This window comes from Streptomyces sp. NPDC025833 (assembly GCF_055558055.1).
This window is the reverse complement of record NZ_JBVHNF010000010.1, coordinates 113,792-132,819: the sequence shown is the minus strand read 5'-3', so window position 1 is coordinate 132,819 and position 19,028 is coordinate 113,792. Positions and strand designations below refer to the sequence as shown.

Sequence of the window (19,028 nt, the reverse complement as noted above, 5' to 3'; positions counted from 1 at the left end):
CCCGATGAACCGGCACACCACGACCGACAGCCCGTACGGTCCGCTCACCCTCGTCGCCGACGCCGACGGCGCCCTGTGCGGCCTGTACATGGCCGGGCAGCGGCACCGCCCCGGCGAGGAGGCCTTCGGCCCGCGCGACGACTCGCTGCCCGTCTTCGCCGAGGCGGCCGGGCAACTGGACGCGTACTTCGCGGGCGAGACCCGGGAGTTCACCGTCCGGCTCGGGCTGCACGGCACCCCGTTCCAGCGCGGCGTCTGGGAGCAGCTCACCCGGATCCCGTACGGCGAGACCCGCACCTACGGCGAACTCGCCGGCGCCCTCGGCAGCCCCGGCGCCTCCCGGGCCGTCGGCCTCGCCAACGGCCGCAACCCCGTGGGCATCATCGTCCCCTGCCACCGCGTGATCGGCTCCGACGGCAGCCTCACCGGTTACGGCGGCGGCCTGGACCGCAAGCGCCGCCTGCTGGACTTCGAACGCGGCAGCGCCCTGTTCTGACGGCCCCGGCCGCGGGCCCCGGCGGGCCGCCGGATGAGTCCGGGGCCCGCCGGGCGGGCCCGGGGGTCTCAGCCGCCGGCGGTGGCCCGGCCGAGCGCGGCGAGCGCGGCGACGGCCTCGGCCTGGCGCGGACTCCTCAGCGCGGCGAGGGCGTCCCGGGCCGCGATCAGCGTCTGACGGGCCTCCGGGTGCCCCAGGGCGGCGAGCGTCCGGCCCAGGTCGAGCCGGGCCTGCTCGGCCCAGGCCGGCATCTGCGCGGCCTCGAAGTGCGCGAGGGCCCGCCGGAGGGACGGCTCGGCCTCCTGCCAGCGCCCCAGGGCCGCCAGGTCGTTGCCGATGTGCTGCCGGGTGACCGCGTGGTACAGCCCGATCAGCTCGTCCGCCCGGCCCGGGACACCCTCCTGGCAGATCCGTTCGCTGCGCCGGTGGATGTCCAGGGCCTCCGCCGCCCGGCCGAGCCGGCGCAGCAGGGTGCCGAGGGCGTTGAGGGTGGTCAGCTCGGCCAGCCTCGCCTGCGGGGAGTCCTCCGCGGCGACGCGGACGGCCGCCTCGCGCAGCCGCGTGTGGGCCTCGTCCATCCGGTCCAGCCGCTGGAGCGCCGCCGCGCCGTAGCCGAGTGCCCAGCTCTCCTGGAGCGTGTCCCCGCTGTCGCGGGCCGCCACGAGCGCCGCGTCGGCGGCCACCAGGGCGGCCCCTGGGTCGTGGACGCACGAGTTGTGGGCCCAGGAAAGGTAGTTGAGGTGGACCGCCTCCTCCCGCCGGCTGCCGAGCGCGCGGGCGGCCTCGGAGGAGCGCCGGAACACCTCCACCCACTGCTCCCAGTGCAGGTTGAGGTCGGAGAACCAGTGCATCGCCTCCGCGGTGTCCAGGACCTGCCGGTGCCGGCCGGCGTCGTGGGCCCGGCGCAGCGCGGCGAGCCACTGGGAGCGCTCGGCCTCCAGCCAGGCCCGCGCCTCCTCCCGGCCGTCGGGCGCAGCGTCCGGGTCCGGGTCGCAGGACGGCGCGTCCGGGTCGTGGTCGGCTTCGAAGTGCAGCGCGGCGGCGGTGGCCCGGCGCAGCATCCACTCCGCGGTCCGGTCGAGGGCGGCTTCGCGGACCGCGGGGCCGTCCTCGGCCTCGACCTGCTCGGTGGCGTAGAGCCTGAGCAGGTCGTGGAACCGGTAGCGCTCGGCGGCGGGGTCGCTCTGGAGCAGCCCGGCGTCGGTCAGCTCCTCGGCGCAGGCGACCGCCTCGTCGTAGGGCAGCCCGGCCAGGAGCCCGCCGGTCTCCGGGCTGAAGTCCGCCCCGGCCGCCAGCGCGGCGCGGCGCAGGAACGTCCGGGATTCCGACCGCAGTTGACGGTACGACAGCGCGAAGGCGGCGCGCACCTGCAGGCTGCCCGCCTGGAGGCCGTCCAGTCGCCGGCCCTCGGCGGCGAGCCGGGCGACGAGCTTGCCCAGGCGCTCGTGCGGCCGGCTGAGCAGCCGCTGCCCGGCGATCCGGACGGCCAGGGGCAGGTGCCCGCACAGGTCGGCGAGGTCGCGGGCGGCCTGCGCCTCGGCCCGCACCCGTTCGGGGCCGACGATGCGGGTGAGCAGTTCCACCGCCTCCTCGCGCCGCAGCAGCGTCAGGTCGCAGCGGTGCACGGACGGCAGGCCGGCCAGGGCCTGACGGCTGGTGACGAGGGTCAGCGACGGGCCGGGGCCGGCCAGCAGCGGGGTGACCTGGGACTCGTCGGCGGCGTTGTCCAGCAGCAGGAGCAGCCGCCGCTCACCGGCCAGGGACCGCCACAGGCCCGCCCGGTCGTCGGTGCCGGCTGGGATCGCGGCGTCGGCCACCCCCACGGCGGCCAGCAGCCGGGCCAGCGCGTCCCGCGGCGTGGTCGGCTCCGCGTCCATGCCGTGCAGGTCCAGGGCGTACTGCCCGTCCGGGAAGTACGGGGCGAGACGGTGGGCGGCGTGCACCGCGAACGAGGTCTTGCCCAGTCCGGGCTGCCCGGCGACCACGGCGACCGCCGGCCGGTCCGGGCCGGGGTCCCGCGCCAGGTCCAGCAGCCGGGCGAGAGCCGTGTCGCGGGCGGTGAAGTCCTGGATGTCGCGGGGCAGGCACAGGGCGGCGGGCGCGTCCGGGCCGGCGGCCGGACGAGGGCGCGGCCGGCCCAGCGCGGCGGCCCTCTCCAGGCCCGCCGCCTCGTCCGCGTCCAGTCCCAGCGCCTCGGCCAGCGCCTGGACCGTGCGGCGCTGCGGCCCCTTGGTCCGCCCGCGTTCCATGTCGGCCAGCGCCCTGACGCTCACCCCGGCCGCGTGCGACAGAGCCTCCTGGCTCAGTCCGGCACGCGCGCGCAGGAGGCGCAGCCGCTGTCCGAAGTCCTCAGTGGAAGGCGTGCCACCGCGCACCGTCGACGTCCCCGATCGTCCGGCCCGTCCAGCGCGAGCCACCGGCAGAAGTATGGCGGACGGTACTTCTGCCGGTGGAACCGCCTGGGAGGCGGGGGGTGTTGGTGATGGACTGAGGTCAGGCGCGGGACGCCCGCCGCATGGGGCGGGCACCGACCACCCGCCGCCGCACGGCCCCCGCGGACCCGCGGGGCTGCTGGAACGGGGAAGAGACCGCACAGACCGAGCACCACACGGCACACGCACACGACACGGGCCCCACCGGCACCCGTCCGCCCCCCGGGCGGCACGGCGCCTCGGGCCCGCTCCGGTCCGCGCTCGCCGATCCGCGCACGCGGGTCCACCCGCCGCCGCACCACCGGCCGGCAGGGGCTGCCGAGCCGCACCGGACCACACCGCACCACACCGTCACGACCACGTCGGCCGTCGGCACCGAGCCGCGGCCCCGCACCACTCACGGGGGAACTCTCCATGAACGCCGCACGTCGCCACACCCTGCTGCTCGCCACCGCGGGCACCGCCCTCGCCCTGTCCCTCACCGCCTGCCAGAGCGACGGGGACAGCAAGTCGGCGCCCGCGACGACCTCTTCGGCGACCGCCTCCGCGACCGCGTCCGCCACCGCCCCGGCGCCCGCCGGGGCCGCGGACGGCGAGCACGCCGAGGCGGCCGGCAAGGCCGGCGCCACCGTCCAGGCCGGCGCCACCGTCCAGGCCGGCGCCACCGTCCAGGCCGGCGCCACCGTCCGGGCCGGCGCGACCATCCTCGCGCGTCCGACGAAGGCGGCGGGCGGCGGCGACGCCGCGGGCTCCACCGCCCGGCAGGCGTCCGCCGCCGGCCGGGTCTGCACCGCGCGCGACGTCACCGTCACCGCCGCCCTCCAGGGCGGCCCGCCCTACACCCACATCGTGCTCACCGCGAAGAACACCTCCGGCCAGTCCTGCCGCCTGGCGGGCGCGCCGCACATCCAGTTCCTGGAGAGCCACAAGCAGGACGTCCCGGTCGTCGCCAAGAGCAAGCCGGCCACCCCGGTCGTGCTCACCGCCGGAGCCCCCGCCTACGCCCTGGTGAAGCTCTCGGACGGCGGGGTCGACGAGGACAACGAGCCCGTGTCGGCGTTCTCCGTCGTCCTGGAGGGCGACTCCACGGTCATCGCCGTCCGCGCGCCCGGCAGCGCCGGCATCGCCGTCGACCCGGCGAAGGCCCTCACCGGCTACTGGACCCCGCAGCTCCGCAACGGCGCGGACGACTTCTGAGTCCCACGGGACACCAGCGAGCGGAGCGCTCCGCCGGACGAGACCGGCGGAGCGCTCCGCTCGTCCACCGAACCCGCTGGCCACAGGAGTGCGCAGGTCAGCCCGGGTGGCGTAACTCCGGCGTAACACCCGGGGCGTAGCTTCTCACCCGGGTGCGGGGGCATCCGGTCCGGCGGTGCACGACCGGCGGGCGGCTCCCGGCCGCGACCCTTCATCGGGAGCGGGCCGAGGCCACGGCCGGTCGTCCTCCCCTCCCGGAGCGACGAATCCACCCGAAGGCTCTTCCTCCTGCGCGCGAGGATCAGGCCATGGACGACCTCGTGCCCAGGCGATGGACCCGGCGGACGCACGTCACGCAGGGCTCGCGTGCGCCCTCGGAGTGCTGGCGCGGTCCTACGACGAGCACCCCGAGTACCGCCAGGAGGGGCGCTCGGCGGTCGGCCGGGACATCCCCTATCCGCCAGCCCCCCCGCCCAGCTCGCGCAGCAGGCGGGGCAGGGCGGTGCCGATGGGTTCGCGGACGACCTCGTGTGCGCGGTCGTCGTACGGGGTCGGCTCGGCGTTGACGATGATCAGGCGGGCGCCGTGGTCCGCGGCGACCCCGACCAGGCCGGCGGCGGGCTGCACCTGGAGGCTGCTGCCGGCGGCGACGAACACCGTGCACGCCTTGCCGATCGCCAGGGCCTCGCCGAGCACGACGGGGTCCAGCGGCTGGCCGAACATCACCGTCGCCGGTTTCAGGACGCCCCCGCACGCCCGGCAGTCCGGGTCGTCCTCGCCTGCGTCCAGCCGGGCCAGGGCGTCGTCCATCGGCCCGCGGGCCCCGCAGCCGGTGCACACCGTGCTCCGGGCGCTGCCGTGCAGTTCCAGCACCTTGCGGGCGGGCATCCCGGCGAGCTGGTGCAGGCCGTCGACGTTCTGCGTGATCACCCGCACCGGGACGCCGGACCGCTCCAGCTCGGCGACCGCCCGGTGCGCGGCGTTGGGCTCGGCCCGCGCCGCGTGGTTCTCCCGGCGCATCCGCCAGGACCGGCGCCGGATCTCGGGGTCCGCCATGTAGTACTCGTAGGTCACGAGCTTCTCGGCCTCGGGGTCCCGCCGCCACAGCCCGTTCGGGCCGCGGTAGTCGGGGATGCCGGAGTCGGTGGAGACACCGGCCCCGGTGAACACGGCGACGAGCGGTCTGGTCATGCCACCGAGGGTAGGACGGACCGCCCGGCGCCCGCGGGCCGGGCGGCCGGGCTCAGGACACCCGGTGGCCGTTCTCCAGTTCCGCCGTGCCCGAGCCGCCCGCCAGCACGTCCAGGGCGGCCAGCACCCGGCGGCCCAGCGCGCCGCCGAGGTGGGCGGCGAGGTCGTCGCGGGCGACCAGGCGCCAGGACAGCAGTTCCTCCTCCTGGAGGCGGACGGCCGCCAGCTCGGTCTCGGTGAGGACGCCCCCGTCGTACAGGTACGCCACCAGCGGCGGCCGGTCCGCGCCGTGCACCCAGTCGACCGCGAGGAGCCGGCCGAGCGGGCGGTCGAGCCCGATCTCCTCCAGCGTCTCCCGGCGGGCGCCCTGGCGCGGCGTCTCCCCGGTGTCGGACTCGACGGTCCCGCCCGGGAGCGCCCAGCCCTCGCGGTAGTTGGGCTCGACGAGCAGCACCCGCCCCGTTGCGTCCCGGAAGAGCACGGCGGCACCGGCCAGGACCCGGGGCAGGCCCGCGATGTACGCGGCGAAGTCAGAGGTGGTGGTCATGGGGGGAAGGGTAACCAGCCGTCCCGTTCCCGCGTCCGGTCGTGGCCAGCCGCAGGGTCCGTTCGGCCAGGGCGCTGACCGGCACGCCGTCGGAGCCGGACACCGCGCTGCGGACGGTGTCCTCCAGCGGGTCCCGCCACCGGGCCGGGACGGCCCGCGCCCCGGTGCCGACGTCGGCCACCGAGCCGGCCGTCGCCCCGTCGGAGTCGGTGTCCAGGCCGCCGTGCACGCACGCGCGCCACTCCGGGCGCAGCAGGGCGGCCTCGTCGGCGTCGGCGGGCTCGGGGAGGCAGCCGGTCAGCGGCAGCGCCGCGGCCCGGCGCGGACAGCGGTCGAGGTCGATGCGGCCGCGGGTCCGCACCTCGCCCCGCTCGACGGGTCTGCCGGGCATGTCGCCCGCGACGCGGCCGAGCCGGCCGCCGTGGACGCGGTCGGCGAGGCCCGGTCCGGTGCGCCGGGTGCTCATGGCAGGGGTGTGCCCGCGTGAGGCGGGGCTTCCCACGGTTCGGGCGGGGCATGACGCCGGGGGTGTCCTGCGGTTATGGTCACAGCGGCGCGACTGGCCCCGCCGTGCGCGGGGCCCGGAGAGCAAGGGGAAGACAAGGTGGCGGACGCTGCAGGGAACGAGACCCGTCGGGTGCTCATCGCCGCGGACAAGTTCAAGGGCTCGCTGACGGCGGTGCAGGTCGCCGAGCGGGTGACGGCCGGGCTGCGCCGGGTCGTGCCGGACCTGCGGGTCGAGGCGCTGCCCGTGGCCGACGGCGGCGACGGGACCGTGGACGCGGCGGTCGCGGCCGGCTTCGAGCGGCGTGAGGTCCGGGTCGCCGGGCCGCTCGGCGGGGAGGTGACGGCCGCGTTCGCGCTGCGCGAGGGCACCGCGGTCGTGGAGATGGCGGAGGCGAGCGGCCTCCAGCGGCTGCCGGCCGGGGTCTTCGCCCCGCTCACGGCCTCGACGTACGGCTCCGGGGAGCTCCTGCGGGCCGCGCTGGACGCGGGCGCCCGCACGATCGTGTTCGGGGTGGGCGGCAGCGCCACCACCGACGGCGGCGCGGGCATGCTGGCGGCGCTGGGCGCCCGGTTCCTGACCGGGGACGGCGTGCCGGTGCCCCCGGGCGGCGGCGGTCTGGCCGCGCTGGCCCGCGCCGACCTCTCGGGGCTCGACCCGCGGCTGTCCTCGGTCGAGCTGGTGCTCGCCAGCGACGTCGACAACCCGCTGACCGGGCCGAAGGGGGCGCCCGCGGTGTACGGGCCGCAGAAGGGCGCCTCTCCGGACGACGTGGCGGCCCTGGACGCGGCGCTGGCCCACTTCGCGAAGGTGCTGGAGGCGGAGGTGGGCCCGCGGGCGGCCGAGTACGCGGCGTCCCCCGGGGCCGGCGCGGCCGGCGGCATCGGCTACGGCGCCCTCCTCCTGGGCGCCCGCTTCCGCCCCGGCATCGAGGTCATGCTCGACGTGCTGGGCTTCGCGCCCGCCCTGGAGCGGGCCTCCCTGGTCATCACGGGGGAGGGGTCGCTGGACGAGCAGACGCTGCACGGCAAGGCACCGGCCGGGGTCGCCGCGGCGGCCCGGAGCGCCGGCAAGGAGGTCGTCGCGGTGTGCGGGCGGCTGGCGCTGTCGGAGGAGGCGCTGACGGGCGCCGGGATCTCCCGGGCGTACCCGCTGACCTCCGTCGAGCCCGACGTGGCCGAGTGCATCGCGAACGCGGGACCGATCCTGGAGCGGGTCGCCGCCCGGATCGCCGAGGACCGCCTGGGCTGAGCCGCCGGCACCGTCCGGACGGAGAAGGGCCCCGAACCCGTCCCGGGTTCGGGGCCCTTCTCCGTGTCTTCGCCGGGCTACGGGAGCTGCGCCGCCCGGGACTCGCGCCGGTTGTCGCGGAAGTTGTTCACCCGCCGGGCCGTCGCGAACAGCGGGATCACCGCGCCCATCACGAGCTGGAGCGCGCAGCCCGTCTGGAGCAGCAGCTGGCCGCTGGGGGCGTCGAAGGCCCAGCCCGCGAGCAGCCCCATGGACAGCACGATCCAGGAGAGCATGGCGCCGGCGAGGCGGCCCCGCGGCTTCGGGTACTCCACGCGGCTCACCATCAGCCACGCCGTCCCGAGGATCGCCAGCAGCGTCGCCACGAACGGCAGCTCCAGGAGCACGATCGAGACGACGGTCAGCGCGCCGAACGGCGAGGGCATGCCCTGGAACACGCCGTCCTTCATCGTCACGCAGGAGAAGCGCGCGAGGCGCAGCACGACCGCCAGCAGGACCACGATCCCGCCGACCGCCGCCACTCTCTGGTGCGCGTCGTCCGCGACCATCCCGTAGACGAGGACGAAGTACGCGGGGGCGAGGCCGAAGCTGATCAGGTCCGACAGGTTGTCCAGCTCGGCCCCCATCGGCGAGGAGCGCAGCTTCCTCGCCACCAGCCCGTCGAACAGGTCGAACACGGCCGCGCAGAGCATCAGGATGACCGCCGTGGCCGCGCTGTGGCGGGCCATGCCGGTCTCCTGGCTGCCGGTCAGGTGCGGGATCAGGATGCCGGTGGTGGTGAAGTACACCGCCATGAAGCCGCACGTGGCGTTGCCCAGCGTCAGCGTGTCCGCTATCGACAGGCGCAGAGAGAGGGGCATCTCCTCCTCTTCGTGCACCTCGTCAGCCTCGGGCACCCAGCCCGCCTGGGTCTCCGGATCAATCACGGTCAATGCGAGTCACCCCAGCCACGGTCTTCTGTCCGACCTCGACCGCGACCTCCACGCCCTCGGGCAGGTAGAGGTCGACACGCGACCCGAAGCGGATCAGACCGATGCGCTCGCCCTGCTCGACCTTGGTCCCCCGGGGGATGTAGGGCACGATGCGACGGGCGACGGCGCCGGCGATCTGGATCATTTCGATGTCGCCGAGTTCGGTGTCGAAATGCCAGACTACGCGCTCGTTGTTCTCGCTCTCCTTGTTGAACGCGGGAACGAAGCCGCCGGGGACGTGCTCGACGGACGTGACCGTGCCCGCGAGGGGGGCGCGGTTGACGTGGACGTTGAGCGGGCTCATGAAGATCGCGACGCGGGTGCGGCCGTCCTTCCACGGCATGATGCTCTGCACCACGCCGTCGGCGGGCGAGATGACCCGGCCGGGAGCGATCTCGCGCTCGGGGTCGCGGAAGAACCACAGCATGCCCGCGGCGAGCGCGGTGGCGGGCACGGCGACGGCCCTGGCCGCTCCCGAGCGTCGGGCGCGGGCCAGGCTGAGGGCTGCGGTGGCGACGGTCGGGAGGAGCCACGGCGATGCTCCGCGCGCGAGGCGTGCGCCTACCAGGCTGTCGCGGTGTGCAGAGGTTTGGCTGTGGGGCATGGATGACCTTCGTAGCGGATGATGCCGCGCTCTGACGGGGGACGGCGGCTTTCCCGGATCGTACCGGTCGCGGGCTACAACTGGGCAAGCCAGGAAGCCGAGTCGGCGGCCGAAGAGCGTCTACGGGGTGTGATCTTCTTCTCGAAGAAACACCCCGTATCCGGACAATCAGCCCTCGAATCGATACTCCTCGAGCAGCCTGCGCCCGATGATCATTTTCTGGATCTCGGCGGTGCCTTCACCGATGAGCAGCATCGGAGCCTCCCGGTAGAGGCGCTCGATCTCGTACTCCTTGGAGAAGCCGTAGCCGCCGTGGATCCGGAAGGCGTCCTCCACGACCTCCTTGCAGTACTCGGAGGCGAGGTACTTCGCCATCCCCGCTTCGAGGTCGTTTCGTTCCCCGGAATCCTTTTTGCGAGCCGCGTTGACCATCATGGCATGCGCGGCCTCCACCTTGGTCGCCATCTCCGCGAGCTTGAACTGGACGGCCTGATGCTGGGCGATCGGCTTGCCGAAAGTGTGACGTTGCTGGGCATACCGGACGCCGAGTTCGAAGGCGCGCTGGGCGACGCCGCAGCCGCGCGCCGCGACGTTGACCCGGCCGACCTCGACTCCGTCCATCATTTGGTAAAAACCTCGGCCGGTGACCCCGCCGAGCACCCGGTCGGCCGGAACGCGCAGGCCGTCCATGATCAACTCGGTGGTGTCGACGCCCTTGTAGCCCATCTTCTCGATCTTGCCGGGGATGGTGAGGCCCGGGCGGACCTCGCCGAAACCCGGCTCCTTCTCGACCAGGAAGGTGGTCATCGACCTGTGGGGCGCCGTGCCCTCGGGGTGTCCTTCGTCACTTCGGACGAGAACGGCCACGAGGGAGGACGTGCCGCCGTTCGTCAGCCACATCTTCTGGCCGTTCAGGACGTACTCGTCGCCGTCCCTGACCGCCTTCGACGTGATGGCCGACACATCGGAGCCCAGGGCCGGCTCCGACATCGAGAAGGCGCCCCGGATGTCACCGGCGGCCATCCTCGGCAGGAAGTGGTCCTTCTGCTCCGGGGTGCCGTGCTGCTTGAGCATGTACGCGACGATGAAGTGGGTGTTGATGATGCCGGACACCGACATCCAGCCGCGGGCGATCTCCTCCACGCACAGCGCGTAGGTGAGCAGTGACTCGCCCAGCCCCCCGTACTCCTCGGGGATCATCAGACCGAACAGACCGAGTTCCCTCAGCCCGTCCACGATCTGCTGCGGGTACTCGTCGCGGTGCTCCAGCCCGGTGGCGACGGGGATGATCTCCTTGTCGACGAAGTCGCGGACGGTGGAGACGATCTCCCGCTGGACGTCCGTGAGGCCGGCGGTCTGGGCGAGTCGGGTCATGGCTACTTCTCCTGCTCACGCCGGGACACGTCCAGCGGCTCCGGGCGGCCGGGCTGCTCGCCGCCGCGCTCCTTGACGTACGTCGCGGTCGGCACCATGACCTTGCGGCGGAAGACGCAGACCAGCGTCCCGTCCTGCTTGTAGCCCTTGGTCTCGACGTGCACGATCCCGCGGTCGTTCTTCGACTTCGACGGCCACTTGTCCAGCACGGTCGTCTGGCCGTACACCGTGTCGCCGTGGAAGGTCGGCGCCACGTGCCGGAGCGACTCGATCTCCAGGTTGGCGATCGCCTTGCCCGAGACGTCTGGCACCGACATGCCGAGCAGCAGCGAGTAGACGTAGTTGCCCACCACGACGTTCCGGCCGAAGTCCGTCGTCTTCTCGGCGTAGTTGGCGTCCAGGTGGAGCGGGTGGTGGTTCATGGTGAGGAGGCAGAACAGGTGGTCGTCGTACTCCGTGACCGTCTTGCCCGGCCAGTGCTTGTACGTCGCCCCGACCTCGAACTCCTCGTAGGTGCGTCCGAACCGCATGCGCCTCACGCCTCCGGGATCTCGAACGTGCCGGTGCGCCGCATGCCGGCGGCGCGCCCCTTGCCCGCGATGACCAGGGCCATCTTGCGGCTGGCCTCGTCGATCATCTCGTCGCCGAGCATCGCGGAGCCCTTCTTCCCGCCCGCCTCGGACGTGTGGTAGTCGTACGCGTCCAGGATCAGCTCGGCGTGGTCGTAGTCCTCCTGGGAGGGCGAGAAGATCTCGTTGGACGCCTCGACCTGGCCCGGGTGCAGCACCCACTTGCCGTCGAACCCGAGCGCCGCGGCGCGCCGCGCGACCTCGCGGTAGCCGTCGACGTTGCGGATCTGGAGGTAGGGGCCGTCGATCGCCTGGAGGTCGTTGGCGCGGGCGGCCATCAGGATCTTCATCAGGATGTAGTGGTAGGCGTCCGCCGGGTAGCCGGGCGGCTGCTCGCCCACGACGAGCGACTTCATGTTGATGGAGGCCATGAAGTCGGCCGGGCCGAAGATGATCGTCTCCAGGCGCGGGGAGGCCTCGGCGATCGCGTTGACGTTGTTCAGGCCCCGCGCGTTCTCGATCTGCGCCTCGATGCCGATCCTGCCGACCTCGAAGCCCATGCTCTTCTCGATCTGCGTCAGCAGCAGGTCCAGGGCGACGACCTGCTCGGCGCTCTGCACCTTCGGGAGCATGACGCAGTCGAGGTTCTGGCCCGCGCCCTCGACGACCGTGACGACGTCCCGGTACGTCCATTCGGTCGTCCAGTCGTTGACGCGCACGACCCGCGTCTTGCCCGTCCAGTCGCCCTCGTTGAGGAACTTGACGATGGTGTGCCGCGCCTCGGGCTTGGCGAGCGGCGCGCACGCGTCCTCCAGGTCGAGGAAGACCTGGTCCGCCGGCAGGCCCTGCGCCTTCTCCAGGAAGCGCGGGTTCGAGCCCGGCACGGCCAGGCAGGAGCGCCGCGGGCGCAGTCGGTTGACCTGGGGAGCGGGGCTGGTCATGCGGGGACCTCCAGGGGGTCGAGCTTGTTCGCTTTGCGGATCTCGTCGGCGATGCGGCCGATGATCCCGGTGATGTCGAAGTCCTTCGGGGTGAAGACGGCGGCCACTCCGGCGGCCCTGAGCTGCTCGGCGTCGCCGTTCGGGATGATGCCACCCGCGATCACCGGTATGTCTGTGGCACCGGCCACACGGAGCCGTTCGAGGACGTCCGGGACCAGCCGGGCGTGCGAGCCGGAGAGGATCGACAGCCCGACCGCGTGCACATCCTCGGCGAGGGCGGCCGTCACGATCTGCTCCGGGGTGAGCCGGATGCCCTGGTAGACCACCTCGAAGCCGGCGTCCCGGGCGCGGACCGCGATCTGCTCGGCGCCGTTGGAGTGACCGTCCAGGCCCGGCTTGCCGACCAGGAAGCGCAGCCGTCCGACGCCCAGCTCCCGGGCGGTGGCCTCCACCTTGGCGCGCACCCCGGCGAGGGCCGAGCCGGCTTCGGCGGGGACGGCCACCGGCGCGGAGGACACCCCGGTGGGCGCCCGGTACTCGCCGAACACCTCGCGCAGGGCGCCCGCCCACTCGCCGGTGGTGACGCCGGCGCGGGCGCACTCCAGGGTGGCCTCCATCAGGTTGTCGGTGCCCTTGGCGGCCTCCTTCAGCCGCTCCAGCGCCTTGCAGGGGCGCGGGTGGTTGAAGGGCGGCTGGTAGCGGGTGTCCCGCCAGCGCCCGAGGGACTCGACGACGCGGGCCTCGACCGCCGGGTCGACCGTCTGGATCGCGGTGTCCAGGTCGGCCGTGAGCGGGTTCGGCTCGGTGCCCTCGAAGACGTTGACGCCGACGATCTTCTCCTGGCCGGACTCGATCCGGGCCCGGCGCTCGGCGTGCGAGGCGACCAGCCGCGACTTCAGGTAGCCGGACTCCACGGCGGCCAGCGCGCCGCCCATCTCCTGGATGCGGTCCATCTCGGCGAGGACCTCGTCGACCAGCCCCTCCACCTTCGCCTCGACCACCTTCGAGCCCTCGAAGAGGTCCTCGTACTCCAGCAGGTCGCTCTCGTAGGCGAGGACCTGCTGGATGCGCAGCGACCACTGCTGGTCCCAGGGCCGGGGCAGGCCCAGGGCCTCGTTCCAGGCGGGCAGTTGCACGGCACGCGCGCGTGCGTCCTTGGAGAGGGTGACCGCGAGCATCTCCAGCACGATCCGCTGGACGTTGTTCTCCGGCTGGGCCTCGGTCAGGCCGAGCGAGTTGACCTGGACGCCGTAGCGGAACCGGCGCTGCCGGGGGTCCTCGATGCCGTACCGCTCGCGGGTGACCTGGTCCCAGATGCGGCCGAAGGCCCGCATCTTGCACATCTCCTCGATGAAGCGGACGCCCGCGTTCACGAAGAAGGAGATGCGCGCGACCACGTCGCCCATGCGCTCCCGCGGCACCTGCCCGCAGTCGCGGACGGCGTCCAGGACGGCGATCGCGGTCGACATGGCGTAGGCGATCTCCTGCACCGGCGTGGCCCCGGCCTCCTGCAGGTGGTAGCTGCAGATGTTGATCGGGTTCCACTTCGGGAGGTGGGAGACCGTGTACGCGATCATGTCGGTCGTCAGGCGGAGCGAGGGCCCCGGCGGGAAGACGTGCGTCCCGCGGGACAGGTACTCCTTGACGATGTCGTTCTGGGTCGTGCCCTGGAGCCTGGTGACGTCCGCGCCCTGCTCCTCGGCGACGACCTGGTAGAGCGCCAGCAGCCACATGGCGGTGGCGTTGATCGTCATCGAGGTGTTCATCTGCTCCAGGGGGATGTCCTGGAACAGCCGGCGCATGTCACCGAGGTGCGCGACGGGCACGCCGACCCGGCCGACCTCGCCGCGGGCGAGGATGTGGTCGGAGTCGTAGCCGGTCTGGGTCGGCAGGTCGAAGGCGACCGACAGACCGGTCTGGCCCTTGGCGAGATTGCGCCGGTACAGCTCGTTGGACGCCTCCGCGGTCGAGTGGCCCGCGTACGTCCGCATGAGCCACGGACGGTCCTTCTGACGCTCTGTCATCTGCGGCCCTCAGACGTTCCGGAAGCGGTTGATGGCGTCGATGTGCTTCGCGCGCGTCTCCTCGTCGCGCACGCCCAGGCCCTCCTCGGGCGCCAGGCACAGCACACCGACCTTGCCCTGGTGGGCGTTGCGGTGGACGTCGTGGGCGGCCTGGCCGGTGTCCTCCAGGGAGTACACCTTCGACAGGGTGGGGTGGATCCTGCCCTTCGCGATGAGCCGGTTGGCCTCCCAGGCCTCGCGGTAGTTGGCGAAGTGCGAGCCGATGATCCGCTTCAGGGACATCCACAGGTAGCGGTTGTCGTACTCGTGCATGTAGCCCGAGGTCGAGGCGCAGGTGGTGATGGTGCCGCCCTTGCGGGTGACGAACACGGAGGCGCCGAAGGTCTCGCGGCCGGGGTGCTCGAAGACGATGTCGATGTCCTCGCCGCCGGTCAGCTCGCGGATGCGCTTGCCGAAGCGCTTCCACTCCTTGGGGTCCTGGGTGCTCTCGTCCTTCCAGAACCGGTAGTCCTCGGCGTTGCGGTCGATGATCGACTCGGCACCCATGGAGCGGCAGATGTCCGCCTTCTGGTCGCTGGAGACGACACAGATCGGGTTGGCGCCGCCGGCGAGCGCGAACTGGGTGGCGTAAGAGCCGAGGCCGCCGCTCGCGCCCCAGATCAGGACGTTGTCGCCCTGCTTCATGCCGGCGCCGTTGCGGGAGACGAGCTGGCGGTAGGCGGTGGAGTTGACCAGGCCGGGGGCCGCGGCCTCCTCCCAGCTCAGGTGGTCCGGCTTCGGCATGAGCTGGTTGGACTTGACGAGCGCGATCTCGGCGAGGCCGCCGAAGTTGGTCTCGAAGCCCCAGATGCGCTGCTCGGGGTCGAGCATCGTGTCGTTGTGGCCGTCGGAGGACTCCATCTCGACCGACAGGCAGTGCGCGACGACCTCGTCACCGGGCTTCCAGGCGTTGACGCCCGGGCCGGTGCGCAGGACGACGCCCGCGAGGTCGGAGCCGATGACGTGGTACGGCAGGTCGTGGCGCCTGGCCAGCTCGTTGGTGCGGCCGTAGCGCTCCAGGAACCCGAACGTGGACAGCGGCTCGAAGATCGAGGTCCACACCGAGTTGTAGTTGACCGAGGAGGCCATGACGGCCACCAGGGCCTCGCCCGGGCCCAGCTCGGGCACGGGCACGTCGTCGAGGTGGATCGACTTGCGCGGGTCCTTGTCGCGGGTCTCCAGACCCGCGAACATCTCCGTCTCGTCCTTGTGCACGGTGATCGCGCGGTACGACTCGGGGAGCGGCAGGGCGGCGAAGTCGGCGGACGTGGCGTCCTTCGACTGGATCGCGTCCAGGATGTCCTTCACGGTCACGGTGTTGCCTCCGGCGGTGAGCGCCCTGAGGGAGGGGCGCCTGAGGGGTTCGTCGGTGCTGTGCTGCGTGCTGCTGAGGGTTTTTCTGGGTGCCGTCGGTTCGGCTCGGTGGTGTTCCGGCAGCGCTTTGTGGCGCAGGAGGTTGCCTGTGACGCAGGCGTCCGGGCGCGCAGGCCGTCGGCCTGCCGGGACAGCCGGCGAACGCTTGGTTCCCGCTCGCCGTCCGCTCGGACTCCTTCAAAGTATGACACCGCGTGTCAGGTGACAAGGCACTGAGTGCCAGAACTTGCTCTCAGATGAAATCTTTACGTAACAGATGAGCGATGATCGATCGAACGGCCCCGGTGACCTGGCGGAACACGGTTCGAAAACGGCCCCGGACATGCCGAAACGGCCACCCCGAAGGGTGGCCGCCGGCAGCGTGGGGCGGAGCGTCAGCGCTCCTTCAGCGCCTCCTCGATGGTCCGCATGACCTCCGCCAGCGGGGCGTCGGTGCGGGCGACCGTCACCAGCACCTCGCCGTGCGCGGAGGCCGTGGCCGGGGCGGCCGGGGCGGCCGCCTGCGCGGCGGAGGCGCGGCCGGCCCCGATGCCCGTGCCGAACGTCTTGCGCACGATCGCGAAGGCGTGGTCGAGCTGGGCCTCCACGTCCCCCTGGCCGCCCGCCCGCAGCCAGCGTCTGAGGACGTGGTTGTGGGCCGTGACCACGGCCGAGGCGGCCACCTCCGCCAGCAGCGGGTCGTCGTTGGCGTCGTCGGCGTGCGCGTGCTCGTCGAAGTGGCCGAGCAGGTAACGGGTGAACAGCCGCTCGTAGCGGGCCACGGAGGCGATCTCGGCCTCGCGCAGGGTGGGCACCTCACGCGTGAGCTTGTAGCGGGCGACCGAGATCTCCGGCCGCGCCGCGTACATCTTCATGACTTCCTTGATGCCCCGGCACACCGTGTCGAGCGGGTGCTCGTGCGCCGGCGCCGCGTTGAGCACCGCCTCCGCGCGGACCAGGGTGTCGTCGTGGTCCGGGAAGATCGCCTCCTCCTTGGAGCGGAAGTGGCGGAAGAAGGTGCGCCGGGCGACACCGGCGGCGGCGGCGATCTCGTCGACGGTGGTGGCTTCGTACCCCTTGGTCGCGAACAGCTCCATGGCTGCTGCCGCCAGTTCCCGGCGCATTTTCAGCCGCTGGGCGGCGGCGCGACTGCCTGCGGCACTTTCCGGCGCGTCGGTGGCTGCGGTACGTGAGGACTTGGCGGGCTGGGACATGACCCGAACGTACTGCATGCGCGCGGCCCGGTGCGCAGGTCCGGGGCGTCCCCCGCCCGCGGGGGACGGGGGACCGCCGGGTCCGGCGGACGGAGGCGGGCCGCCCGGGCCGAGCAGCCCGCCCCAGTCCCGCTCCGGCCGCGACCGGTCGCCGGCGCCGTCAGCGGCGGGCATACTCGCGGAAGCCGCGGCCGGTCTTGCGGCCCAGGCAGCCCGCGGCGACCAGGTGCTCCAGCAGCGGCGCCGGGGCGAGACCGGGGTCGCGGAACTCGCGGTGCAGCACCTTCTCGATGGCCAGCGAGACGTCCAGGCCGACCACGTCCAGCAGTTCGAACGGGCCCATGGGATAGCCGCCGCCGAGCCTCATCGCCGCGTCGATGTCGTCCAGCGAGGCGTAGTGCTCCTGGACCATCTTGATCGCGTTGTTGAGGTACGGGAACAGCAGGGCGTTCACGATGAACCCGGCGCGGTCGCCGCAGTCCACGGGGTGCTTGCGGATCCGGCCGCAGACCTCGCGGACGGTCGCGTGGACGTCGTCGGCCGTGAGGACCGTGCGGACCACCTCGACCAGCTTCATCGCCGGCGCCGGGTTGAAGAAGTGCATGCCGATCACGTCCTGCGGGCGCGAGGTGGCACGGGCGCAGGCGACGACGGGCAGCGACGAGGTGGTGGTGGCCAGGACCGCGCCCGGCTTGCACACCTTGTCCAGCGCCTGGAAGAGCTGCCGCTTGACCTCCAGGTCCTCGGCGACCGCCTCGACGGCCAGGTCGACGTCGGCGAAGGCGTCGTAGGACCCGGCCGGCACGATCCGGTCCAGGACCTGCGCGGCGGCCTCGGCGGACAGCCGGCCCTTGTCGACGGAGCGGGAGAGCGACGTGCCGATCCGGGCCTTGGCGGCCAGGGCCTTCTCCTCGCCGCGGCCGGCCAGCACGACCCGGTAGCCCGCCTTGGCGAAGACCTCGGCGATGCCGGAGGCCATGGTGCCGGACCCGGCGACACCGACCGAGCGGACCTCGCGGCCGGCGGCCGCCGCACCGCCGGCCGCCGGGGTCGCCGCGTCCGGCACCACCGTGCCGCTGCCCGGCGCCTCGTACGTGTAGAAGCCGCGGCCGGCCTTGCGGCCCGTCAGACCCGCCTCGCTGAGCTGCTTGAGGATCGGCGCGGGGGCGTGCAGCCGGTCCCGGGACTCGGCGTACATCGCCTCCAGGACCGTGCGCGCGGTGTCGACGCCGATCAGGTCGAGCAGGGCGAGCGGGCCCATGGGCAGCCCGCAGCCGAGCCGCATGGCCGCGTCGATGTCCTCGCGGGAGGCGTACCGGGCCTCGTACATCGCGGCGGCCTGGTTCAGGTAGCCGAACAGCAGCCCGTCCGCCACGAAGCCCGGCCGGTCGCCGACGGCGACCGGCTCCTTGCCCAGCTCGACGGCGAGATCGGTGACGGCGGCGACGGCCTGCGGCGCGGTCAGCACCGAGGAGACCACCTCGACCAGCTTCATCGCCGGCGCCGGGTTGAAGAAGTGCAGGCCGAGCACGCGCTCGGGACGGGCCGAGTCGGCGGCCAGCCGGGTCACGGACAGGGCGTTGGTGCCGGTCGCGAGGATCGTGCCGGGGCGGACGATGCCGTCCAGCTCGCGGAAAATCTGCTGCTTGACCTCGTACGACTCGGGGGCCACCTCGATGACGAGGTCGGCGTCGGCGGCCGCACCGAGGTCGGTGGCGGTGCGCACCCGGGCCAGCACCCCGGCGCGCTGCTCCTCGGTGAGCCGGCCGCGGGCCACGGCACGGGCGGTGGCGGCCTGGAGGGCGGCGAGCGCCTTCGCGGCCTGGACCTCGCTGACGTCGATGCCGATCACCTCGCGGCCGGCCCGCGCGAGGACCTCGGTGATACCGGTGCCCATGGTGCCGAGGCCGACGACGGCGATCGTCCTAAGCGGGGACGGAGGGGTGTGGGACAGGGGAGTGGCCATCGCGGGACTCCAGGATGAGGGGTGACGACGAGGGACGCGCCGTGGTGCGCCGAGGGGCGCACCACGGTGCGGGAGAGGAGTGCGGGTGTTGCCGGGCTGCGAGCGCACACGCCCGGTGCTGCCGGTGCCGCGGGCGCGCACACGCCCGGGAACGGCGGAACTTCCGACCGGCCCTGTCCCGGAGCCGGGTCGTACTGCGGCGCACCAAGGGCACCGAACCGACAGACTCTCCCACGCCCCAGGGGGCGGGGGAGCTGTCCCCGGCGACGGCCGCGTCACCAGACCGTCGCCAGCGGGAGCGCGAGGGTTACTCGCTCGTATGAGCCTAACCGGCGGGTAACGAGCGCGCCAGCC

General features: G+C 73.2%; 15 protein-coding genes and 1 pseudogene. 3 read left to right on the top strand and 13 right to left on the bottom strand.

Annotated features, from left to right (window positions below):
• Window positions 1–4 precede the first annotated feature (4 nt).
• Window positions 5–496, top strand: coding sequence for a methylated-DNA--[protein]-cysteine S-methyltransferase (locus tag ACZ4K2_RS19335; RefSeq protein ID WP_467474980.1), 492 nt, complete (start codon window positions 5–7; stop codon window positions 494–496).
• Between the two features lie 68 nt (window positions 497–564).
• On the opposite strand, the gene ACZ4K2_RS19330 is transcribed toward ACZ4K2_RS19335, so the two are convergent.
• Entirely contained in the window at window positions 565–2,871 is a 2,307-nt protein-coding gene (locus tag ACZ4K2_RS19330) for a helix-turn-helix domain-containing protein (protein WP_467474982.1), read from the bottom strand.
• A gap of 471 nt (window positions 2,872–3,342) precedes the next feature.
• Between ACZ4K2_RS19330 and ACZ4K2_RS19325 the strand changes: the two genes are divergently transcribed.
• The gene (locus tag ACZ4K2_RS19325) at window positions 3,343–4,125 is read left to right on the top strand and encodes a DUF4232 domain-containing protein (protein ID WP_467474984.1); all 783 of its coding nucleotides are present in this window, start codon (window positions 3,343–3,345) and stop codon (window positions 4,123–4,125) included.
• Window positions 4,126–4,578: 453 nt separating this feature from the next.
• Here ACZ4K2_RS19325 and ACZ4K2_RS19320 read toward each other — a convergent pair whose 3' ends face one another.
• From ACZ4K2_RS19320 to ACZ4K2_RS19310, 3 genes and pseudogenes are all read right to left on the bottom strand, one after another.
• The gene (locus ACZ4K2_RS19320) at window positions 4,579–5,316 is read right to left on the bottom strand and encodes an SIR2 family NAD-dependent protein deacylase (RefSeq protein WP_467474986.1); all 738 of its coding nucleotides are present in this window, start codon (window positions 5,314–5,316) and stop codon (window positions 4,579–4,581) included.
• A 52-nt stretch (window positions 5,317–5,368) separates the two neighbouring features.
• Window positions 5,369–5,863, bottom strand: a complete 495-nt coding sequence (locus tag ACZ4K2_RS19315; RefSeq protein ID WP_467474988.1) for an NUDIX domain-containing protein — start codon at window positions 5,861–5,863, stop codon at window positions 5,369–5,371.
• Window positions 5,847–6,092: pseudogene (locus ACZ4K2_RS19310) on the bottom strand (hypothetical protein); the annotation flags it as partial. The pseudogene ACZ4K2_RS19310 and the gene ACZ4K2_RS19315, both read right to left, overlap by 17 nt.
• Before the next feature lie 375 nt (window positions 6,093–6,467).
• Here ACZ4K2_RS19310 and ACZ4K2_RS19305 point away from each other — a divergent pair.
• Window positions 6,468–7,619, top strand: a complete 1,152-nt coding sequence (locus ACZ4K2_RS19305) for a glycerate kinase (protein WP_467474990.1) — start codon at window positions 6,468–6,470, stop codon at window positions 7,617–7,619.
• Between the two features lie 77 nt (window positions 7,620–7,696).
• Here the strand turns inward: ACZ4K2_RS19305 and pssA are convergent, their stop codons facing one another.
• From pssA to ACZ4K2_RS19260, 9 genes are all read right to left on the bottom strand, one after another.
• Window positions 7,697–8,515, bottom strand: a complete 819-nt coding sequence (gene pssA, locus ACZ4K2_RS19300; RefSeq protein WP_467475212.1) for a CDP-diacylglycerol--serine O-phosphatidyltransferase — start codon at window positions 8,513–8,515, stop codon at window positions 7,697–7,699.
• A gap of 22 nt (window positions 8,516–8,537) precedes the next feature.
• Window positions 8,538–9,194 (bottom strand): phosphatidylserine decarboxylase, encoded by a 657-nt coding sequence (locus ACZ4K2_RS19295; RefSeq protein ID WP_467474992.1) that lies wholly within the window; start codon window positions 9,192–9,194, stop codon window positions 8,538–8,540.
• A gap of 168 nt (window positions 9,195–9,362) precedes the next feature.
• The gene (locus ACZ4K2_RS19290; protein ID WP_467474994.1) at window positions 9,363–10,568 is read right to left on the bottom strand and encodes an acyl-CoA dehydrogenase family protein; all 1,206 of its coding nucleotides are present in this window, start codon (window positions 10,566–10,568) and stop codon (window positions 9,363–9,365) included.
• A 2-nt stretch (window positions 10,569–10,570) separates the two neighbouring features.
• Complete coding sequence (locus tag ACZ4K2_RS19285; protein ID WP_467474996.1) at window positions 10,571–11,098, bottom strand: MaoC family dehydratase; 528 nt, start codon at window positions 11,096–11,098, stop codon at window positions 10,571–10,573.
• A gap of 5 nt (window positions 11,099–11,103) precedes the next feature.
• On the bottom strand, window positions 11,104–12,078 hold the full coding sequence (locus ACZ4K2_RS19280; protein ID WP_467474998.1) for an HpcH/HpaI aldolase/citrate lyase family protein: 975 nt from the start codon (window positions 12,076–12,078) through the stop codon (window positions 11,104–11,106).
• Window positions 12,075–14,102, bottom strand: a complete 2,028-nt coding sequence (locus ACZ4K2_RS19275) for a protein meaA (RefSeq protein WP_467475000.1) — start codon at window positions 14,100–14,102, stop codon at window positions 12,075–12,077. The genes ACZ4K2_RS19280 and ACZ4K2_RS19275 overlap by 4 nt, the downstream gene beginning before the upstream one ends.
• A gap of 9 nt (window positions 14,103–14,111) precedes the next feature.
• Entirely contained in the window at window positions 14,112–15,449 is a 1,338-nt protein-coding gene (gene ccrA / locus ACZ4K2_RS19270) for a crotonyl-CoA carboxylase/reductase (RefSeq protein ID WP_467475214.1), read from the bottom strand.
• A gap of 440 nt (window positions 15,450–15,889) precedes the next feature.
• Window positions 15,890–16,708 (bottom strand): TetR family transcriptional regulator, encoded by an 819-nt coding sequence (locus ACZ4K2_RS19265; protein WP_467475002.1) that lies wholly within the window; start codon window positions 16,706–16,708, stop codon window positions 15,890–15,892.
• Between the two features lie 160 nt (window positions 16,709–16,868).
• Window positions 16,869–18,674 carry a 3-hydroxyacyl-CoA dehydrogenase family protein gene (locus ACZ4K2_RS19260; RefSeq protein ID WP_467475004.1) on the bottom strand — a complete coding sequence of 602 codons (1,806 nt, stop codon included), beginning with the start codon at window positions 18,672–18,674 and terminating at the stop codon, window positions 16,869–16,871.
• Between the last annotated feature and the right edge of the window lie 354 nt (window positions 18,675–19,028).

Coding starts and splice junctions, on each gene's coding strand:
- ACZ4K2_RS19335 (WP_467474980.1), top strand. CDS start 5: ATGAACCGGCACACCACGACCGACAGCCCGTACGGTCCGCTCACCCTC.
- ACZ4K2_RS19325 (WP_467474984.1), top strand. CDS start 3,343: ATGAACGCCGCACGTCGCCACACCCTGCTGCTCGCCACCGCGGGCACC.
- ACZ4K2_RS19320 (WP_467474986.1), bottom strand. CDS start 5,316: ATGACCAGACCGCTCGTCGCCGTGTTCACCGGGGCCGGTGTCTCCACC.
- ACZ4K2_RS19315 (WP_467474988.1), bottom strand. CDS start 5,863: ATGACCACCACCTCTGACTTCGCCGCGTACATCGCGGGCCTGCCCCGG.
- ACZ4K2_RS19295 (WP_467474992.1), bottom strand. CDS start 9,194: ATGCCCCACAGCCAAACCTCTGCACACCGCGACAGCCTGGTAGGCGCA.
- ACZ4K2_RS19290 (WP_467474994.1), bottom strand. CDS start 10,568: ATGACCCGACTCGCCCAGACCGCCGGCCTCACGGACGTCCAGCGGGAG.
- ACZ4K2_RS19285 (WP_467474996.1), bottom strand. CDS start 11,098: ATGCGGTTCGGACGCACCTACGAGGAGTTCGAGGTCGGGGCGACGTAC.
- ACZ4K2_RS19280 (WP_467474998.1), bottom strand. CDS start 12,078: ATGACCAGCCCCGCTCCCCAGGTCAACCGACTGCGCCCGCGGCGCTCC.
- ACZ4K2_RS19275 (WP_467475000.1), bottom strand. CDS start 14,102: ATGACAGAGCGTCAGAAGGACCGTCCGTGGCTCATGCGGACGTACGCG.
- ACZ4K2_RS19265 (WP_467475002.1), bottom strand. CDS start 16,708: ATGTCCCAGCCCGCCAAGTCCTCACGTACCGCAGCCACCGACGCGCCG.
- ACZ4K2_RS19260 (WP_467475004.1), bottom strand. CDS start 18,674: ATGGCCACTCCCCTGTCCCACACCCCTCCGTCCCCGCTTAGGACGATC.